The 20,874-nt window shown below is 30.6% G+C and carries 12 protein-coding genes and 3 pseudogenes; 4 read left to right on the forward strand and 11 right to left on the reverse strand.

The window, feature by feature from the left end:
• Positions 1 to 161 precede the first annotated feature (161 nt).
• Complete coding sequence (locus ELQ12_RS08380) at positions 162 to 1,205, forward strand: c-type cytochrome (protein ID WP_070261747.1); 1,044 nt, start codon at positions 162 to 164, stop codon at positions 1,203 to 1,205.
• A gap of 23 nt (positions 1,206 to 1,228) precedes the next feature.
• Here ELQ12_RS08380 and ELQ12_RS08385 read toward each other — a convergent pair whose 3' ends face one another.
• Positions 1,229 to 2,578 carry a DUF2130 domain-containing protein gene (locus tag ELQ12_RS08385; protein WP_134264700.1) on the reverse strand — a complete coding sequence of 450 codons (1,350 nt, stop codon included), beginning with the start codon at positions 2,576 to 2,578 and terminating at the stop codon, positions 1,229 to 1,231.
• A gap of 103 nt (positions 2,579 to 2,681) precedes the next feature.
• Here ELQ12_RS08385 and ELQ12_RS08390 point away from each other — a divergent pair, with 103 nt between their 5' ends.
• On the forward strand, positions 2,682 to 3,893 hold the full coding sequence (locus tag ELQ12_RS08390; RefSeq protein ID WP_134264701.1) for a multidrug effflux MFS transporter: 1,212 nt from the start codon (positions 2,682 to 2,684) through the stop codon (positions 3,891 to 3,893).
• A complete protein-coding gene (locus ELQ12_RS08395; RefSeq protein ID WP_002842934.1) occupies positions 3,880 to 4,581 on the forward strand; it encodes an SIMPL domain-containing protein in 702 nt (233 codons plus the stop codon). Before ELQ12_RS08390 ends, ELQ12_RS08395 begins: the two co-directional genes overlap by 14 nt.
• 31 nt (positions 4,582 to 4,612) lie before the next feature.
• Here ELQ12_RS08395 and ELQ12_RS08400 read toward each other — a convergent pair whose 3' ends face one another.
• The 6 genes and pseudogenes from ELQ12_RS08400 to ELQ12_RS08420 all read right to left on the reverse strand — a co-directional run bounded on the left by ELQ12_RS08400 (position 4,613) and on the right by ELQ12_RS08420 (position 11,205).
• Entirely contained in the window at positions 4,613 to 5,452 is an 840-nt protein-coding gene (locus ELQ12_RS08400) for a hypothetical protein (RefSeq protein WP_134264702.1), read from the reverse strand.
• The gene (locus ELQ12_RS08405; RefSeq protein WP_070261750.1) at positions 5,430 to 5,858 is read right to left on the reverse strand and encodes a type II toxin-antitoxin system antitoxin SocA domain-containing protein; all 429 of its coding nucleotides are present in this window, start codon (positions 5,856 to 5,858) and stop codon (positions 5,430 to 5,432) included. The genes ELQ12_RS08400 and ELQ12_RS08405 overlap by 23 nt, the downstream gene beginning before the upstream one ends.
• 108 nt (positions 5,859 to 5,966) lie before the next feature.
• On the reverse strand, positions 5,967 to 6,185 hold the full coding sequence (locus tag ELQ12_RS08410) for a hypothetical protein (protein ID WP_134264703.1): 219 nt from the start codon (positions 6,183 to 6,185) through the stop codon (positions 5,967 to 5,969).
• Positions 6,186 to 6,254: 69 nt separating this feature from the next.
• Entirely contained in the window at positions 6,255 to 6,890 is a 636-nt protein-coding gene (locus ELQ12_RS10690; protein ID WP_243834137.1) for a pentapeptide repeat-containing protein, read from the reverse strand.
• Positions 6,891 to 6,896: 6 nt separating this feature from the next.
• Positions 6,897 to 7,085: pseudogene (locus ELQ12_RS10865) on the reverse strand (pentapeptide repeat-containing protein); the annotation flags it as partial.
• Between the two features lie 375 nt (positions 7,086 to 7,460).
• Positions 7,461 to 11,205: pseudogene (locus ELQ12_RS08420) on the reverse strand (class I SAM-dependent DNA methyltransferase).
• A 237-nt stretch (positions 11,206 to 11,442) separates the two neighbouring features.
• Here ELQ12_RS08420 and ggt point away from each other — a divergent pair.
• Positions 11,443 to 13,110 (forward strand): annotated as a pseudogene (ggt, locus tag ELQ12_RS08425) (gamma-glutamyltransferase).
• Positions 13,111 to 13,144: 34 nt separating this feature from the next.
• Here the strand turns inward: ggt and ccsA are convergent.
• From ccsA to ELQ12_RS08445, 4 genes are read right to left on the reverse strand one after another with little or no spacing between them, the layout of a single operon-like run.
• Entirely contained in the window at positions 13,145 to 15,850 is a 2,706-nt protein-coding gene (gene ccsA / locus ELQ12_RS08430; RefSeq protein WP_044794153.1) for a cytochrome c biogenesis protein CcsA, read from the reverse strand.
• Positions 15,843 to 16,427: a thioredoxin family protein gene (locus ELQ12_RS08435; protein WP_002854502.1), complete on the reverse strand. Its 585-nt coding sequence runs from the start codon at positions 16,425 to 16,427 to the stop codon at positions 15,843 to 15,845. The genes ccsA and ELQ12_RS08435 overlap by 8 nt, the downstream gene beginning before the upstream one ends.
• Positions 16,428 to 16,470: 43 nt before the next feature.
• The gene (locus ELQ12_RS08440) at positions 16,471 to 18,540 is read right to left on the reverse strand and encodes a rhodanese-like domain-containing protein (protein WP_134264704.1); all 2,070 of its coding nucleotides are present in this window, start codon (positions 18,538 to 18,540) and stop codon (positions 16,471 to 16,473) included.
• A gap of 40 nt (positions 18,541 to 18,580) precedes the next feature.
• Positions 18,581 to 20,554: a cytochrome c3 family protein gene (locus tag ELQ12_RS08445; protein WP_134264705.1), complete on the reverse strand. Its 1,974-nt coding sequence runs from the start codon at positions 20,552 to 20,554 to the stop codon at positions 18,581 to 18,583.
• Positions 20,555 to 20,874: the final 320 nt, after the last annotated feature.

Here is a 20,874-nt window from a genome sequence, read left to right on the forward strand (position 1 = left end):
TCATAAAATTTTAATAAATATTAATTATATACTTTAAAAATATATTACTTTTAGTAACACTTTAAAAATTTAATTTTATTTAAATTATTCTTATTATGCTTAATATTTAAGAAAAAATATACTAAAATCAATTTGAACTGCAAATAAAAAGGAGGAAAATCATGAAAAAACACATTTTATTGCTTGGTTTATGTCTTAGTTTGAGTCTTAGTGCTAAAAGCGTGAGTGACTACAAAGTAGGAGAAGAATTAAGCGACAAGGAAGGAGTAGAGTATTTTAAGGAACTTTCCAAAAGACCTGTGCAAGAATGGCCAAATAAAAATTTAAGCATCAATGATGTTCCAAAAGGCAAGCAAGGGGATTTAATCCGTTATGGTATAAAGCTTTTAAGCAAGACAGAAAGCACTCTAGGACCCTATAGCAAGCTAAAAAAGACAAGCAACGAAGTAAACTGTATTTCCTGTCACATGGACAATGACGGCAATGGTTTACCAGGGACAAAAAAATATGTTATTCCATTTTTAAATGTCCTAAACAATTATCCAAGACTTGATATAGAAACGATGAAAATCATCTCTGTTGAAGATAGAATTCGCGGAATGGGCGGAACTGACTCTCATAGATTTCCTAATGATTCTAAAGAAATGAAAGCAATTTTAGCTTATTTTAAATGGCTAAAAGAAGCCTATGGTATCAAAGACAGCGTAAAGCTTGAAGGAGATTTTTTTGCTAAGATGAATTTTCCAAATCGCCCAGCTGACCCTGTACGTGGGAAAAAGCTCTTTGAAGAAAATTGCGTTGCTTGCCATGGCGAAAGAGGACTTGGGGTAAAAAATGATAATTACAAACAAGGTAGCGGACATTTATATCCATCTTTACTTATCTATCCTGATGGTGGACACATGGCTATGATACCATTTTTAGCAAGATTTTTAAAATCAGCCATGCCTTTTGGTGCGAGTGCGGATAATCCTATATTAAGCGATGAAGATGCACTAGATATAGCAGCTTATGTCAATACAGGTTTTGTAAGAATGCCTATAACCACTACAGAAAATCGTGCAGGACTTGATACAGCTTATAGCAAATCCCCATCATTAAAACCTGAGTATTTTGCCTCACCGCAACAAAATTTAGACCCTAAAGAATACATAAAAGTAAAATACGGACCTTGGAAAAATCCAAATCACTTCCCAGGAGAATGATTAATTTTGGGCTTAGCCCAAAATTAATCCTCATCTTTGGCTAAATTTTCAAGACTTTTAATCCCTTCTTCGCCTATCAAATTTCCACCTTGTAAGTCGCTAAATATCGCATTTAAAGAACTCACTATGGCAGTGGAATTAAAACTTAGATTTTCTATAGCTCTTTCTCTTTTTTTCCATATATTTTGCAAAGCCCTTTTTTCAGCTTCTAACTCTTCTTTCATATTTTGGTAAGTTTTGAGTATAAAAGTGATTTGCGTGTTAAATTCCTTAGAATTTAAGTATTCGTATAAAATGTGATTTTTTTCATCTTTGTTTTGCAGGGCATTTTTGAGTTTGTAAGCATTGATAATGCTTTCTCTAAGCACTACTAAAACGCCTTTGAATTCATTAAAAGTACAGATCAAAATTCCTTCTTTAAAATGCGTTTTTTCTTTATCTTTTGGCATAGTTTTTGTAATCAAAACCGCTATATCACTTTTTGCAGCTATACTATCTAGTTTAAGTTTATCAAGCCATTCTTTATTAAATTCTTTAGTGCGTTTGCTCTCGTATAAAATACTTCCGCAAATATTTCCAAAATTATCCTTTACTATATGCAGACAATCAGCTCCATTTACGCCCTTTGGCACTTCTTTTACTTCATCGCTTAAATACTCACTTTGTATGTATTCTTCTATGAGTAGTTCAGCTGCTTCGCCTTGGAGTTGCTGTGAGCCTTGCTCTATCCTGCGTTGTGCGTCTTCTAACTTTTGGGCTACACTTTTAAAATTCGTTTCTAGTTCTTTGTATTTAAGATCTTGCTCTTGAGTGTTTTTTTGAAATTCAAGACGCATTTTTTCTCTTTCAAATTCCAAATTTTTGCTTTCTTGTTCTTTAAATTCTTTAAAAGCCTCTTCTTTGGCTTGAAATTTCAATCTTTCTTCATTTTCTTTTTGCTCTCTTTTTAGCCTTTCATTTTCAGCCTTTATGCTTAAAAACTCGCTAAGTTCTTTGCTTTTTTTCTCGAGTTCTTCTTGCATGATTTTCATTTCATTTTCATGCTCTTTGTTAAATTTCTCGCTGAATTCTTTTTGGAAATTTTGCTTTTGTATGAGAAGTTCTTGTTCAAATTTTTGCTTTTCCAAAAGAAGCTTTTGGCTTACTTGCTCGCTTATGAGTTTTTCTTGTTCTATCTTTTGAGTTTTTAAATCATTTAAAGCTTTGGTATATTCAGCTCTTTTGGCATTTACCTCATCATCAAATTCCTTTTTTTGTTTTAGCATTTCTTGCTTGGCTTTATCTAAAATTTGAGTATATAAAGCAGCGCTGATATCGATAAAACTTCCACAACTTTGGCATTTGATTTGTTCATTTTGGTTTAAATTTTGCATAAAAATTTCCTTAGAATTTTTCCCTAAATTTAACATAGAAAAACAAAGATTATTCTAAGATTGACTTGTTAAAATCATTCTTTTAGAATAATTAGGATTACAAATGCAAAAACACACCAAAATTCACGGCTTTGCTAAATTTAAACTCATCGTTATCCTTGCTTTGATGTCAAGCATAGCACCGCTTTCTACAGATATGTATTTGCCTGCACTTTCTCATGTGGAGCAAAGTTTTCAAACTAATTCTTTTTTAACCCAACTTAGTATCGCAAGTTTTTTTATCGCTTTTGCTTTAGGACAGCTTATATATGGGCCTTTAAGTGATATTTTTGGGCGTAAAATTCCAGCTTTGGTAGGGATATTTTTCTTCATCGTTTCGAGTTTGTTTTGTGTGATTATCGATGATATTTATGCTTTTATCGCTTTGAGATTTTTTGAAGCACTTGGAGGTTGTGCAGGTGTGGTTATCGCAAGGGCTATTGTCAATGACTTGTTTGAGATCAAAGAAGCTGCAGGAATTTTTGCTTTGATGATGGTTTTTAGTTCTCTTGCTCCTATGCTTTCGCCAACTTTTGGGGGAATTTTGCTAGAGTATTTTTCATGGCATAGTATTTTTGCGACTTTGTTTGCTTTGGGAATTTTACTTTTTTTGATGATACTTTTTGGCTTAAAAGAGTCCGCACCTCATCTTAAAAACAAAAAATTTTCCCATCATGAAGCGATGAAAAGCTACAAATTTGTTTTAAACGATAAACGCTTTTTGGTTTATATACTATGTGCTTCTTTTGCTTTGGCGGCGATGTTTGCTTATATCACAGGATCAAGCTTTGTTTTTACGCAGTTTTTTGGCTTAAGTGAGCAAAAATTTGCTTTGCTTTTTGGGGCAAATGCTTTAGGTTTTGTCATCTGTGCAAATATCAATGCGAGATTGGTTTTAAAATACGAAAGCGAAAAGATCTTGGCAAAAGCTTTGATGATAATGTTTATATCGACCGTGATTTTACTTGTAAATGCCTTTTTTCATCCAAATTTCTTGCTTTTTGAACTTAGTATTTTTACAAGTATCGCTATGCTTGGTTTCATCGCACCCAATACCACGACTTTAGCCATGGCAAGGTTTAAAGAACATAGCGGAACTGCTTCTGCGGTGCTTGGAACGGTGCAATTTGGTTTTGCAGGGCTTATTTCTTTTGTGGTTGGGGCTATTAACGCAAATACGCCGATAATCCTTGCTTTTGTAATGTGTGCTTGCGTATTGGTTGCAAATATGATATATTTTCTAATCAAAATAAAGGAAAAAAATGAAAACAAATAATATCTTTATGGCTTTAGCCATAGTTTTAGCAAGTTTGATTCTAGCTTTTGGATTTAACAAGGCTTTAAGTGATTTTAAAACACTTGAAAGAAGTGTAAGTGTAAAGGGTTTAAGCCAAAAAGAAGTCGAAGCGGATACTTTGATACTTCCTATAAAATTCACAAGATCAAACAACAATCTTACAAATTTATACGAAGAACTAGAACAAGATAAAGAAAATATCATTAAATTTTTAAAAGAACAAGGCGTAAAAGAAGATGAGATCAGCTACAACTCGCCAAACATCATAGATCGTTTAAGCGATCCTTATAGCAACGATACTCAAGCTACATACCGATACATAGGCACTGCGAATTTACTCATCTATACGCAAAATGTAAAGCTTGGAAAAAGCATACTAGAAAACATTTCAAGTCTTGCAAAATTTGGCATAGTAACGAAAATCGATAATTATGACATAGAATACCTTTACACCAAGCTAAATGAGATAAAACCTCAAATGATAGAAGAAGCAACGCTCAATGCTAGAAATGCAGCGATAAAATTCGCACAAGATTCAAACAGCCATCTAGGCAAGATAAAAAAGGCTTCTCAAGGACAATTTAGCATCAGCAACAGAGATAAAAACACCCCTTACATCAAAACCATAAGAGTGGTTTCTACTATAGAATACTACTTAAAAGACTGATGATGAAATTTCAAGCTAAGCTTTATTGAGCTTAGTTTGATTTTTCGCCTAGTTTTTGTTTTAAAAAATCAATCATAGCTAGTATATCATCTATGGTTTTTATATTAAACAGGTAACACATAAAGTCAATTGACATAATCGCTAATATAATAATATTAAAAATAATCAATAACCGATTAGTTTGAAAGTGGATATTTAAAGAAATCTTTAAAAGAAAGGCAAATAAAAAATAAAGAATATTCCCTACAAATAAAGTTATAAAAGCCATAACAAAAACCAATCGATAAATACTTGCTTTATCTATATTGGAAAGAATAGAATTTGAAAAATTTAAACCTGCGACAAAAGATAAAATAATAGATGAAAAAATACCCAGTATAGCTATATAACTTTTTTTGCTTTCTTGAACTTCTTTACTTGTTTTTTCTATGTCTTTTTTGCTTTCTTGAACTTCTTTACTTGTTTTTTCTATGTCTTTTTTTATTATATTAAATTCATATAACCTAGCAATTTCTAACAATACATGATCTTGTAACTTAAAAAGCTTATCTTTTAATTTTTTATCATCCTCTAAATTTAAATTCTCTATGAGTAATTTTATATTTTTTTCCATATTTTCTATTTTGCCATTTTGTTCAGCATGTTGCAAATTAAACAAATGCAATGTAATATCAGAATATTTGTGTCTTTCATTATCTGTATAAAATTTTTTTATTTCTTTTATCAATCCATCAATATCTTTTAAGCTATTATAGGTTAATTTTTCTAAAATAGTTTGGATACAAGAAGAATGTTCCTTGGCTTTTATTTGATTAAAATTTTTTGTGTCATCGACAGTTTCAAAAAGATCATTTTCTGAAATTGCTGGCATATTCTTCCAATAACTCGGGTAGAATTATTTCATATCTCTTTGTTTTATCCCATGGACTACCCAATTCATGACTTTTTTCAACCAAAACAGAGGGATACATTTTGGAAAGTTTATCTATGTAACCATATAATTCACCTTTTATATTTTCATTAAATTCTTCGGTAAAATTTTGATAAATATTGATAGGATTTGATGCAAAAAATGAATATTTTTTATAAACATTTTCAATTACTGGTCCATAATCCCATGCTTTAAAATTTTCATCTTCTATCAATCTTTTATTTGTTCTTATTAAATAATAAATATCTATAAAATATAATATTTTTTGTAGTTGCAAATTGCTTATAGGGTTATTTATACTTAAACAATAATTTATAATGTGTTTTGCAACATTTTCAGCTTTCATTTTATACCTCCTAAATCAAATTGTTTAAATTATAGCACACAAAAATATATGATTTCAGTAATATTTTAGCATTTTACTATAAATTTTCATCACAATACCTTAAATTTTTCAACTTGGCACTATGGAATTTTTTCGTGCGGTTTTTTGGAGTGAGAAAATAATCAAAACTATACTTAAAGTATAAATAATTATTATAATATTTTCTAAAAAACTATTTGTTTCATGTCTGATAGCAAAATTAATCATGCTAAATAAATTATAAGGACTAATGGCGAGTATTAAAATAAAAATCACTAAAATAATAAAAAATAAAAAAAGTTCTAACAAAAAATAAGCCTATAAAAGAATATAAAAGTATCAAATAGGTTGCATTGCTATCATTTAGAGCTTTTATATTTAAAATATTTTTAGCATTTTAAGCAAATCGTTGTCTTTATTAAAAAATTGCATTAAATTTCCATCTCCATATCTTAAACCAAATAAAATAGAAGCAAAAAATCCTACAATAACAATAAACCATTTTAAATTTAAAATCAAATTAGTGTGATGATCGCAAAGTTTGCGATAAAATAAAAGTTGCCATCTATCAACTACATCTTTAAATGTTTTGCATTTCTTGTTTTTTAGTTCTATCTCTTTACAATAAAGCTCATATTCATGAAAATTTGAAGCATCTAAAAGATTATTGTCTTTTATTAAGGCATTTTTAAAAGTCCTAAAAGAATCTCTAAAATCATTTGCAAATTTATCTAAAGTTTTTTTATTTTCTTTTTCTTTTATATCTTTGTTAAAATTTTCATATTCTTTGCTTATTTGTATTTTTAAATCATCAAAATAAAAATTTGAAGTAATATTTAAAGCATTAAAATTATCTTTAAAAATAGCTTGAGAGAAATTCGGAGTTTTTTCAAATCTCACTCCATAAAAACAAGCTATTTTTTCAAATTCACACTCGTGAAAATCAGCATAATCTTTAAAGTGAGAATTATTAAAATAGACATTATCATTAAATTTGGAATTTCTAAAAATCACTTGCTTAAAATCATTATTTTTAAAATAAACTTCATTTTTAAAATAACAATTTGAAAAATTAGCATATTCAAAACTGCAACTTCCAAAACTATTTAATTTTTCTATATTTTTATCATTAATTTCTTTGCCGAAATATACTTCCTTTTCAAAAAGACTATTATTAAATTCTACTTTTAAGTTATTGATTCCAAAAATTCAAATTTTTCTTTAAATTGACATTTTTCAAAATAAAGTTTATCTTCAAATTTAACATTTGAAAAGTTAATATTCTTATCAAATATACTGAATGAGAAATTTACTACTTTACAAAATACTACTTCTTTAAAAATAATTTTTTCTTTGAAGGTTTTATTCCACCCAATTACAGTTTCTAAAAAATTACAATAGGAAAATTTTAAAGGATAATCCATCAGATTATCAAATTTTATGTCTTTTTTTAATTTCAATAATTTTATTATTTAAATAATCTTCTATGATATAAATTTGTTCCGTACTATCAAATCTTATATATTCCTTATGTACTTCTAAATTTTTGAATATATTTTTTATAGCTTGTTTTATTTTTTTCCATTATTTCCCTTCAATGATTTTTATTTCTTCTTCGGTAAGATTGTAAAGTTTATAAACAATAGAATTGATTTTATTTTCTAGTTCTTGGGCGTTTGTGTTTTTGTCTTGTTCTTTGGCTTTTAAAATCTCATCGACTAAATTTATAAGCTCATTGGCTAATTTTTCATTTTTTGAATTTATTTTTGGTATAGGAAGTCTTTCTATTTTATCTTTAGCTCCATAAGCATAAGAACCTGTTTGTATTAAATTTGTTTTTAAAGTAATTAGCCATTTATAACAATTAGAATTCATAAAAGCTAATATATACTTCAAACTAAAAACATCTAAAGTCATCATAAACAAAGAATTATTAAAAAATATATGTTCTTTAATATAAGAAAATAAATATTCTCCGCTTACTGGGTTCCAAACTATCTTTTCCTTTTCAAATTCATCTAAATAAGCACAATTTCTAAGATTATAAGGAGTCAAGCCTTTATCAGCTCTTTTTTCTAGTTGTGGATAAAATTCATCAAAATGCTTTTTTAAACTAGGATAATGCTCTATATTTATCGCTTCTACTTTTTCTCCATTTTGATTTTTGTAACCATTGTGAGTATTTATCACCCAAAGTCCCGCCCACTCGTAACTATATCTTTTTATATCGCGTCCGCGTAGCATTTTGCGTATGAGTTTGGCGGTGCGTTCTTTTTCGGCTTCATCTTTGCAATTTGCTAAAATTTCATTTCTTTTTTCAGTAGTGATGATAAAGGCTTCATTTAAGCCCGTTTTTATCCCATAGTTGATATTAAGCCCATACCATTCTTTAAGCGGAGTTCCTATGCGTTCTATCTTAGCCTTTAAGGCACTAGTATTCTCATCGCTAAAAGTGAAGCTTTCTTTGCTTAAAGAATTTTGCGAAAATTCTGCAAAGTCCTTATATAAGCCAATGTCATAAGCACAAGTTTTTAAAATTTCATTGCTTAGGGCAAGGTATTTGAATTTATTATCTTTGCTTTTTGATTTTTCAAAACAAAGTATGGAAGTATCCACTGTAGCACTATCAAAAACTTTTATGCCGTTTAAATCAGTGTATTCTAAAAACTTAACATTTTTAAGCAAAAATTCACGCAAAGCTTCCCCATATCCTGCACGCGTGTATTTGTTAGAAGTGATATAGCTCAATACCCCCCCCCCTATCTTTTAAAACATTAAATCCTAGTTCATAAAAATAAGTATAAATATCGCTCGTGCCTTTATAAACCTTATAATTTTTAGCTAAATGGGGCTTGAGTTCTTTAAGCTCCTCTTGTCTTATATAAGGTGGATTGCCGATGATTAGATCAAAGCCTTTGAAATTTCCATCATCGTCCAAAATTTCAGGGAATTCAAAACGCCATTCAAAAGGATGTGATTTTTCTAGTTCGAAAATACGCTCATAAAGCTCTAAAAGATTTTTAAATTCTTTTCTTGCTACTTTTTCATCAAAACTGAATTCAAACATATTTTTAGAAAAAAAGCTTTTAAATTTTTCATCGTGATGTTCATTGGCTAAAAAATCGCCGTATTTTTTAGAATACTCGTTTGCCCCATTTGTGAGCTGTTTGATCTCTTTGTTAAATTTATCTTTCAAACAAAAATTTTTAAAGCTTTCTTGGAGATTTTTTATTTCCTTGGCAATGAGATTTTTATCTGTGTAAAAGCCTTCTTTATAGTCTTTTACTATGCGTTTGTATTTGCCCATACGTTCTTTGATGTTAGGGTAGTGGCTTAGGCTTTTGCCTGTTTCAAAGTAAGATACCAAAGAATTTCCGCATTTTATGTTTATATCGATGTTTGGCAGGGTTTTAAGATCGTGATAAGTTTCATCATCAAAGCTTTGATAAAAACTATGTTTTAAAAGCTCTATCCAAAGCCTTAGCTTGGTGATCTCGCATGAGTTAGGGTTGATATCGACTCCAAAAAGATTGTTTTCTATGATGTCTTTTTTGGTATGAAAAAGTTCTTGCTGGATAAGATGGGCTTTATCTTTAGGCGTACTTGGGCGTTTATACTCTATAAACTCGCCTTTTCTACCCGTGATGAGAATTTCATCGTTTTGCACTTCTAGGTAAAATTCTTCATCAAAAAGATTTAGCTCATCATAAATGCTTAACATAACATTTAAAGCAGAAACCAAAAAATGCCCACTTCCCACCGCAGGATCACAAATTTTTATAGAGTTTAAAAGCTCTTTTTGTGCTTTTTTGTCTTCTTTTCTTAAAGACTTTCTTAGTTCGCTTATATTTTTAGCATCAAGATCAAATTGAGCGTTGAATTTATCAAGCACAACTTTTGTGATGCTTTCTTTACACATATAAGAAGTGATAAAGCTTGGCGTGTAAAAGCTTCCTTCTTTGTAGCCATTGAGTTTTTCAAACACATTTCCTAAAACGCTTGAGCTTATGAGTTCTTTTTGGCTTAAAATTTCGCTTTGCTCATCATCGCTACCAAAATCAAAACTATCCAAAAATTCAAACAAGTATTCCAAAAGCCCCACTTGTCCTTTTTTAGCCTTGCATTTATCATCTTTTAACACGGTGTTTTTATAGTAAAAAAGCTTTAAATCATTGCTTAAACTTGAAATTTCAAGCGTGTTTTCTATGCTTTGTTTTTCAAACAAAGAAGAATTTAAATAAGGCAGATAAGCAAATTCGCTTTTCTTTCTAGTCCTTTTTTCTTTGGCTAAAACTTCAAAGAAAAGTTCACTAAGCTTGTCAAAATCAGGGATTTTTTTGAAATTTAAAAATTTCAAATTTTTATCATCATTAAAACGCGCCAAATTTGACTCTATAAGCTTTAAAAACAAAATGCGATTAAGCCATAAGAGCAAAAGCTTTAAGATGGTTTCAAAATTTTCTTCTTTGAGCTTAGAGTTTATAGCGGTATAGAAAGTGCCTTGCTCTTCTTTGCTTTCTTTACTTTTTGCGATGATGAGTTTTGAGTTTTGTTTGCTCTCACAAAGCCCTAAGATATATAAAAGCTCTTTGTAAAAAGCGTTGTTGAGTGAATTTGCATCGTTAGGGTTAAACTCACCTAGCAAACAATCCTTGCTAAAAATTTTAAACAAAGGCTTAAGCTTACTAAAGCTTAATTTATCTTGCTCTAAGATAGGTTTTAAATCCACAAAAAGCCCTTTTAAAGTGCTATCGCCATTTAAAATCTTTTCAAATTCTTGATAAATTTCATCGGTATTGCCTTTAAAAAGCGAGTTTTTGCTTTCAAAATTTTCAAAAGCTTCTTTAAAATACTTGCTTTTGTTAAAAAGCTCTTCAAACAAATCCGCCTTAAAGATAAAAAAGCCATAAAAATCCGTGATGATGATGTGCTTAAGCGATGAATTTAGCGCTTTTCTTTCGCGAAGATAGTATAAAATGCACTCATGCAAAGCCTTGCAATTAGGTTTGCTTGGGCTAAAAAATTCTCTAGAATTAGGCAATTTTGCTTCGATGATGACTTGAGTAAGGCCATCTTTTTTTAAGGCTAAGTCTATACCACTGTTACCTTTGTGTATGCTTTTGACTTCGCATTGAAAAGATAAATTATCAAAAAATTTGCTAAGAGCGTTTGCCACAAGAGAATCTTCGTTGTTTTTGAGATTGTTTTCTAAATTTATTTTATAGTCTTTTAAAATTTTGATAAATTCGTTTAGTTCTGTTTCTAAGATAGGCTTTTTGCGGTGGTAGGGATTTAAAAATTCTTTTTCATTTATAGCTTCAAATTTCATATTGCACTTTCAATAAATTTTAAATATTTTAGCAAAAAAATCTCAAGTTTGGTATAAAATTTAAAAGTTACTTTTTGTAATTTTATAAAAAAATAATTATATAAAATGAGAATATTTGATACAAAATTTTAAAATTTTAAAATTTTAAATATTTTTATAAAAATATATCATTTTTTAAATTTATCAATACCCCTAGTTTTGTTACAATAATTCTATATATCATTAAAAAGGAGTAAAATGCGTTATTTAGCTATATTTGCGATTTCAATCACGTTAAGTTTTGGTGCAGCTAATCCACCTATACAAGATAGAACAGGCACAGGACTTGTTTTATCAAGTCATGAACTAGCCAATAAAATAGGCAAAGAAGTTCTTGACAAAGGCAGAAATGCCATAGATGCAGCTGTAGCTGTAGGTTATGCTTTGGCTGTAGTGCATCCTGCAGCAGGAAACATAGGTGGTGGTTTTGCAGTCATTCATCTAGCCAATGGAGAAAATACCACGCTTGATTTTAGAAAAATGGCACCTTTAAAAGCAAGCAGAAATATGTATCTTGATAGCAAAGGAGAGGTTATAAAAGATGCTTCAACCATAGGTTATCTAACTGCTGGAGTACCAGGAACGGTTAAAGGTATGAGTGCTATGCTTGATCGCTACGGCACTATGAAACTAAAAGACTTGATGGCTCCTGCTATAAAACTAGCTGAAAAAGGTTATCTCATCAACGATAGACAAGAACAAACCATGCTAGAAGCTAAAGATATGTTTAAAGAATTTCCTAGTTCAAGCAAATATTTCCTTAAAAAAGATGGCAACACTTATAAAAGCGGAGATTTGTTTGTCCAAAAAGATCTAGCAAAAACTTTAAAACTTATCGCAAAAGAAGGTCCTGATGCTTTTTATAAGGAAAAAATCGCTGATTTAATAGCAACGGATATGGCTAAAAACAAGGCATTATCACTAAAGAAGATCTAGCACAATACCAAGCTATTTGGAGAAAACCTGTAGAAGGTACTTATAGGGGTTATGATATCATTTCCATGTCGCCACCTAGCAGTGGGGGTGCTCACATCATCGAAATTTTAAATATCATGGAAAATGCCAATATAGAAAATTTAGGCTTTGCAAGCTCTAAAACTTTACACATAATGGCTGAAGCTATACGTCAAGCTTATGCGGATAGATCAGAATACATGGGCGATCCTGATTTTGTAAAAATCCCACTTGATAAACTTACAAGCAAAGAATACGCCAAAGAAATTTATGCAAAAATTCCAAAAGATAAGGCTTTACCAAGCTCAAAAGTAAAACCTGGTTTAGGGCAAATTCACGAAGGACATAATACCACTCATTATTCTGTACTAGATAGCAAAGGCAATGCTGTAAGCATTACCTATACGATCAATGCGAGTTATGGTTCGGGCGCTGCGGTTGAAGGGGCAGGGTTTTTACTCAATGATGAAATGGATGATTTTTCAATCAAACTAGAGGTGCCAAATTTATACGGACTTGTAGGCGGAGAAGCTAATGCTATAGAACCTAAAAAAAAGACCTTTAAGCTCTATGAGTCCAACTATCATACTAAAAGATGGAAAAGTATTTATGGTAGTAGGTAGCCCAGGTAGTTCTAGGATCATCACGACAGTTTTACAAGTGATTTCAAATGTGATCGATCATAAAATGGATATATCAACAGCGGTAGAATCTCCAAGATTTCACATGCAGTGGCTACCTGATGAAATCAGAACAGAGCCTTTTGGAATCATCAAAGATGTGCAAAACAATCTTGAAAAAATGGGCTATAAAATTACCAAAGAACCTTATATGGGTGATGTAAATGCTATCATGGTCGATCCAAAAACTGGAAAAATCGTAGGTTCTATGGATACAAGAAAAGAATTCTAACTTCTTATTTACCCTTGAAATTTCAAGGGTAAATTTATACAGGATTTTTAAGTCTTCTTTTAAAAAATGCTCCTAAAATTAAAATCACTGTAAAAGCAATGAAAAAATATAAAAATTTAGGCACAGGCACAGGATCTCCTGCTGCATAAGAATGCAATCCTGATAGATAGAAATTTACCCCAAAATAAGTCATCAAAATAGAATAAAATCCTATAACACTCGCACTTGCAAAGGCGTAAGGATTGTTAAATTTTGAGATAAATCTAAGATGTAAAATCATAGTATAAACAATAATAGAAATTAAAGCCCAAGTTTCTTTAGAATCCCAACCCCAGTATCTTCCCCAGCTTTCGTTTGCCCAAACTCCACCTAAGAAATTTCCTATAGTGAGTAAAGCAAGTCCTATTATCATCGCCATTTCGTTGATACAATGTAAGTTTAAAATACTTTGATCTATTTGAGCTTTTTTTGGATTTCTTAACATAAATAAAATCAAGCTAAATACTCCAAGCAAAAAGCAAAGTCCTAAAAATCCATAGCTTGCAGTGATGATAGAAACATGGATATTAAGCCAATAGGATTTTAAAACGGGCACAAGATTTGTAATTTGTGGATCCATAAAACCAAGATGTGCTACAAAAAGAGAAATTCCAGCCATAATACTTGCAGTACAAAGCGCTAAAGAAGATCTTTTGTAAAAAACAAGTCCCGCAAAAGCACAAGCAAAAGCTATATAAACCATACTTTCATAAGCATTACTCCAAGGAGCGTGATCTCCTACATACCAACGAAAGATTAAAGCTAAAGCATGAGCTAAAACACTTAAAGCAATGAGAATAAAAATGGCATTTTTAAGCATTTTTGGAGCTTTTTTAAGGCTTAAAATTTCATAGACTAATAAGATAAAAAGCATACTACCTAGTAAAAGATAAATAGGGGTGAGATTGTCAAAAATATTATAATGATTTAAAAAAAGCTCTAAAGAAATTTGAGTAGGTGTAGGGATAAGATTTGATCTATAAAAATTTTGGAAATTTTTAAGTCTTTCTAAACTTTCATCGGCTTTAGAAAAATCTTTGGTACTAAAAGCTTGTTCAAAATCAAAAAAATATTTTGCCAATAAGCTTTGTATATTTTCTATATCCTTTAAATCAAAAGGCATAGGTGTAGTAGGAGAATACCAAGTATAGGTTTTTTGGCTTGGATCAGGAAATATTCTAAAAATTTCTCCGCTATAGATATAAAAAGCAGTGTTGATTTTTTCATCAAGAGCTAAAATATCTTTATCAAACTGATCTCTTAAAGTAGGTTTTTTACGGTTTGCTTCTTCTATATAGTTTGAAAGTTTGTAAAAATCTCCATCAAAAACATCATCATAAGCAAGATATTTTTCATTTTTATCCACGCCTAAAATTTCTTTTAGCTTTGCAGTTTTTACGCTAATCATTTTTATTTGTCTAAAATGTTGTGGATACATCATCATACCAAGAAAAATTTGATTATAGTTTAAACCCAAAAAATCATTTTTTTTGGTAATCTTATGGATGTAATTCATCGCTAAAGTATCGATAGGTTTTATCCTGCCATCAAAGTCTTGCACAAGTAAGCTTCCAAAAAGCATAGAATGTTTTGCAGAATTTTCTTTGATATTTTGTATAAGCTTTAAGGTGTTTTCATCGGCAAAACTTTTTATGTTAAAAGCAAAAAGACAAAAAAGAATTAATAAAAGATTTTTTTGATTTTTAAGATAGTTTGATAATTTTTGAAATCTTGAGTTTTGAGCAAATAAAATCCATAAAAAACCTAAAGTCAGCAAAGTATAGCCTATATAGGTTGGAATTTTTCCAGGATCTTTATTGACTGAAAGTATGGTGCCTTGTTCGTCTTGATCATAAGAACTTTGAAAAAATCTATATCCGCCATAATCTAAAACATTATTCATAAAAATTTTATACTCAAAACTTTTATCTTGATCGATCACTTCTATATCTGAAGCATAAGAAGAAGGACTCATAGAACCTGCGTAGCGATCTAGGATAAAATCTTTTAAAGCCAAAGAAAAAGGCAGTTTGATCTCTTCAGGACCCCAGTTGAGTGCAAAAATTTCACCTCCTAGTCTAAAAGGTAAAACATTTTCATTGTTGTAATTTGGAGTGAGTAAAATTTCTTTGCTTTCATTATTAAAAGAAATTTGCATTTTGATGATAGGATTGCTCATTGCATTAGGAGCTTTTTCATAATCAAGTAGTTTTAAATTTATAGTTTTATTTTGCTGCATGGAAACTTTTTTTTCAAAACTATTATGGAGTAAAGGATTAAAAGCTACTCCAAAGGATTGATATTCTACAACCTTACCTTCATCATTATAAAGCATTAAGGCTATAAATTCATCTCTTGTCACAATGATATCAGAACTTTGTCCTTCTCTAATGTGCATACCTCCTTCTATGCCAAAATAACGCGTGATTGCAGCGCCAAGTAAAATTACTATAAAAGCACTATGCAAGAGCAAGGAAGCATATTTTTTTCTTTGTAAAAGTTTGTGTATAAAAATAATACCTATAAGATTGATTAAAAGCAAAAGGTGTAAGATATCAAACCATAAAGCATTATAAACTAAGGCTTTAGCAGCATTTGTGCCAAAATCATTTTCGACAAAAGTCGCTACTGCACAAGAAAGAGCATAGATAAAAAGTAAAATAAGACTCATCCAAAAGGAAAAAAAGATTTTCTTAAACATTTTTCTCCTTGTATGCTAGAAAAAGTGTTTTAAAAAGCTCATCTTCATTAAGCTTTTGATTTTTTTCATCTTTTAAAATTTCCATAGTCAAAGCAAGGCGTTTAGCACTCATAAAACCAGGATAAATTAGTAAAGTTTTATGTTTAGGAGTAAAAAATACCAAAGTAGGCGTAGCGTCTATATTAAATTCTCTTGAAAGTTCTTCTGTGCTTGTTTTTTTATTGTCGTAATTATGAATTTTATGATAACTTGTATTGATATAATAAGAATTATATGTGTTTTTTAAGATATTTTGAACTTCTTTGTTGTTTTGAATTTCGTGTTTTAATTTATCGCAATAAACACAATTATTTGCACTAAAAATAATTAGCACAGGTTTGTCAGAAAAAACAATATTTTGATTGTCTTTAAAAAATTCTGCGATTTCTTTGTAAGAGTTGAGATCAAGATTGTTTGTATCTTGTTTGTATTGTTCTGTAGTTTTTGTTCCTTTGGAAAGAATATTTTCATCTATTTTTTCATCATTACAAGCACAAAATAATAATATTATAAATCCTAAAATCAGTTTTTTTAACATCAAATCCTTTCATTTAAAATTGCCTAGAAAATCTAGGCAATTATTATTTTAATAAATCCACTATAAAAGCATAAATCATCAAGAATAAAAAGATCATTCCTGTAATCAGCATCAAATAACCTGCTAATTTAGCAATGCCTTTATAAGAATTAAATTTAGAGTTTTTCTCATATAAACTTTCAAGCTTTCCGCTTTCTTTTAGGCGTTGATAATACGCATTTCTTTCTTGTTTAATCTCGGCTTCACTTTGGGTTCCTGAGAAAATTACCATATCCATAGGGAAGCGATCTGCTCTAAAATGAGTATTGAAGAAGTGGATTGCAAAGATAAATCCTGTTGCAAGTAAAGCTTCATCAGAGTGCACTAAAGAACAAAGATTGATCATCCAACCTGGTAAAAAGGCACTAAAGAAAGTAGGGAACCATAAAACCAATCCTGAAAGTCCTATAACAAACATACCCCAAAATACTGCTAGATAGTCAAATTTTTCCCAATAAGTCCAGCGGTCAAATTGTGGTCTTTCATCCATGCCAAAGAACCATTTAAAATGTGCTTTCATATCTTTAAAGTCCTGCCAATTTGGCATTAAAGAATCAGGTCCAAAAAGGGCTTTTAAAATTTTCATTTTATCAAGTTTTCCTGTTTGTGGATCACGCACTAAATCTCTTCTTTTCCAGTTTACAAGTATGATTTCTCCAATATGAGAGAAAAAGACTATAAACATAACAATAGCACTAATATGATGCACTATGGTTGCACCGATTGGTCCGCCCATAAGATCTATCATGGTTTGTGCCCAAGGAGCGGTATAAAATTTTTGTGGCAAACCTGAGAAAGCTAACCCTAAGAAACTTGCCGCCATAAAGAAATGCTGAATTTTATGGAAGGTTGAAAAACGTTTGATTAAAATCTTGTCATTGTGTGCATTTTCTTTTGCTTTTTTCCATTCTATAGGATGTGAAAGTCTTGCTAAAATCAGTCTTATACTCCAAAGTAAAGTATGCAAACCAAAGAATACAAAAACTCCTATCACTAAAGCGGTCATAAAGATATAAGCACCGTGAAGTAAAGGATAGTTTTCTCCATCACTATGATCAGCATGTGCAATAAAATTGGCAAAATTTTCATTAGAATTTGGATGACATTGTGCACAAGTTTGAACACGATTTAAAGACGATAGGGTTGAGTTTAAATCTTCAACTTTTAAAATATTGTGTTTGCCGTGACAATCATAACAGGCTGCGATTTTTGGAGCACTACCAGGACTATTTAATACCATAGCCTTACCATGAAAAGTATCATGATAGCGATCTTGTTTATCTTGATGACATTCACCGCATTTAAAATCACTTCTTTGTTTTAAGGTCATTGCATTCATTAACGGATCGTTGTTGTGGATATCATGACAAGTAGTACAAGTTGGAATTTTTTTCTTTTTTCCATCTTTATCAAGTTGTATTTGGCTGATATTTTGATGAATGCTGTGTTTAAATTCTTTATCTACATCTTTATGACAACTTGCGCAGTTTTTATTGATAAGATCTAAATTTGCAGCATTATTGTAGCGAATAGATTTTTTATCTTCGCCTTTTCCGTGGCAATCCCTACAACTTGGAACATCTCCAAAATACATTCTTGAATGAATGCTATCTTTAAAATCATCTAAATTTTTAGCGTTTTGCCATTTTTCTATTTGTTCTTTTTGAACTTTTCTTCCAGAAAGCACCCAAGATTCTATACCATCTAACATAACATAAACATGGGTATAGCCTAATTTTTGGCTTAAATTTGCAATATTAGAAGCATCAAAAGTAAAACGATTCGACCCATAAAAAATTAAAGTTGCATTAAAATCATCAGGTAATAAATTTTGCCAATTTTGCGCATCAACTAAAACAGCATTAGGTATATTACCTGCAACTTCTCTTTCTTCCTTGGAATTAACATCCACAAAATATACATTTTTTTGCCCTAAAAGTTTTTCAGCATCTTTCATGCTGATAGGAGTTACACCTTCAACTATACCTATTTGAATTTTTCCGTCGGCAAGTAAAAAAGGGGTTGAAAAACAAAAAACAGCAAGCAATATAAATTTTATTAAACTTTGTTTCAAAATTTACTCCTTAAACTCGCCCAAAAAATGGGCGAAAATTTTATTTTAAAATGTTTTTAGCTTCTTGTATATAAACCAAAGCCTCATCTACTATTTTTTTGGAGTAAACGGGACCATGCACACCCCAAGAACCATCTTTTTGCAATTTTTCTGCAATAGCCCTTGCTTGATTTGCCAAAGTAATAACACGAGATTTTTTCTCTACAGAAAGTTTAGGATTTTCAGCCATAGCTTTATCAATTTCTTTCACGCCTTTAAGAATATTTTCATATCCATCTTTTACAGGTTTTTGCCAACCTACAACAATGTCGTAGATAGTCTCTTGATCTGTAAAATGAAGTTTTTTAGGTAAATTTGACTGAACCGCACTGTGACATCCACTTGCACCTGGCCCCATTAAATTTGGATCACTAAAACTTGTACGTCCACAAGCCCACATTAAATCAAGGAAAAATCTTCCATCATCATCATCTCTAGCGATGGTCCATCCTGAAGTTTTTGGAGATCTTTCTTTACCTTCTGGCGGATTAAGAGTTTTAGCAGTTTTATCAACTTTTATTTTCCAAATGTGAGAAGCTCTAACATTATCAAATCCACCTTTATCGGGATTTTGAACTGCTCCAAAGTTTTCACAACTCATCATATTTGGCATGTGACAAGCTGTACAATTATCTTTTGAATGAATTCCTCCTTGTTTAAAGAAGCTAGCTTGTGTGTCATGACAATCTGTACAAGTTTTTTTAAGCCCTACTTTAGTATATCCATCTTTCCAATCATTGAAAGTAACCTCATGAGGATCGTGGCAAGTAGAACATCTCATACCCTTATCATAGTGAGCTGAACTATACATTTGCGCACCTTCAGTTCCACAAGCTGGACAGCTAGATTTGAAGAAGGCATTAAATGGTTTTCTAGGATTTTTCTTAGCATCTTCTTCATTATAAGAAAATCTTTGATGACATCTTTCGCAGTTTGATGGCATACCTGCACCTCTAGCACCATAAAGATGAGCACCTGCACCATGACATTCTTCACAAGAAATACCTTTTGAAATTGTATGTTTTCTAAGCTCTTGAGTATTTCCTAAAGCTTTATAAAATTCTTCTTTGCTTTTAAAATCAAATTTAAAACTATGACAGGTTTCGCAATAAGAACTTGCAGGCTGAAAAAGCATATTTTTACGATATTGTGCTGCATAAGAATTTGTTCCCCAAACTTGAGAGCCATTACCTCCAAATTGTTCCATAGTAGTAGGGAAACCTGGAGAAAATTCTGCTATTTTTTTGGTCATTTCAGGTGTTAAAAACTCACTCCAAAGCCTTGAGAATTGATTGCCGCCAGCTACAATTTTTCCTGTCATATTACTAAGATTTCCATCTTCAACATGATAAGTTCCACGAACCAACCATCTATCAATAAAACCATATTTTGTTCTAGGTGTTCCAATTACAGCATAGACATCATCAGGATAAATTCCATCTGGTAAAATAGTAGATTGTGAGTTATACATAGGTTTTTTTAAATCATTTCCTACTTCTTCAAACTCATCAGGAAAACGAACGGTTTTTGCATGACGTGATCTTTCCCAAGCTTTATATTGAGCAGGATGACATTCACCACATTTTTTTGGACCTACAAATTTATTTGGAAAATCTAAAAAAGATTCCATTCCTAAACGATAAGTCACTGAAGTATGAGCTAGATTGTTTTGCTGTGCAAAAGTAGGACCATTAGAAAATTCTACATATTCTTCTTCCCTATCACTAATAGCATATTTACCTACTATACGACCTTCTTTTTCATATTTAAACATAGGATGATGTTCTTTAAGATATTTAAAAAACGCATCTTCTTGGTGCACATAACCCTCAAGCGTTCTTGGTTTAGTATCGCCATCTTGTGCAGCTTCTCCTTGAATAAGAACATTTGAATTTTCTGCACTACTCACATTTAAAGCAAATCCCACCCCAAGTAATAGGGTTAAAACCTTTCCCTTAGAAATAAGCTTTTTCATAAGATACACCTTATAAATAAAATTTTTAAGATAATATAATTATGAAATAAATAGTTTAAGATATAAATTATCTTATTTAAATTATATTAACTTTTATATATAAAGTTTATGTTAATTAAACTTAATAATTAATAAAATTAACAATTTCATCGTGAATTTATATATTAATTTCTATTTTTTATTTAAAATTCTATCAATAAACCAAGTAGCCGATCACCCAAACAACTTTTTTAAAAGAACTAAATTTATACAATCCATACAAATATATTAAACTTTCCAAACCCTAAAAACACCCTATTCTCTTAAAAAACCCTAACCAG

Source organism: Campylobacter sp. US25a, assembly GCF_004379075.1.
GTDB lineage: Bacteria > Campylobacterota > Campylobacteria > Campylobacterales > Campylobacteraceae > Campylobacter_D > Campylobacter_D jejuni.

Bases quoted from the DNA above. Each gene is read 5' to 3' on its own strand.
- ELQ12_RS08380 (WP_070261747.1), top strand. From the start codon at position 162: ATGAAAAAACACATTTTATTGCTTGGTTTATGTCTTAGTTTGAGTCTT.
- ELQ12_RS08385 (WP_134264700.1), bottom strand. From the start codon at position 2,578: ATGCAAAATTTAAACCAAAATGAACAAATCAAATGCCAAAGTTGTGGA.
- ELQ12_RS08390 (WP_134264701.1), top strand. From the start codon at position 2,682: ATGCAAAAACACACCAAAATTCACGGCTTTGCTAAATTTAAACTCATC.
- ELQ12_RS08395 (WP_002842934.1), top strand. From the start codon at position 3,880: ATGAAAACAAATAATATCTTTATGGCTTTAGCCATAGTTTTAGCAAGT.
- ELQ12_RS08400 (WP_134264702.1), bottom strand. From the start codon at position 5,452: ATGCCAGCAATTTCAGAAAATGATCTTTTTGAAACTGTCGATGACACA.
- ELQ12_RS08405 (WP_070261750.1), bottom strand. From the start codon at position 5,858: ATGAAAGCTGAAAATGTTGCAAAACACATTATAAATTATTGTTTAAGT.
- ccsA (WP_044794153.1), bottom strand. From the start codon at position 15,850: ATGTTTAAGAAAATCTTTTTTTCCTTTTGGATGAGTCTTATTTTACTT.
- ELQ12_RS08435 (WP_002854502.1), bottom strand. From the start codon at position 16,427: ATGTTAAAAAAACTGATTTTAGGATTTATAATATTATTATTTTGTGCT.
- ELQ12_RS08445 (WP_134264705.1), bottom strand. From the start codon at position 20,554: ATGAAAAAGCTTATTTCTAAGGGAAAGGTTTTAACCCTATTACTTGGG.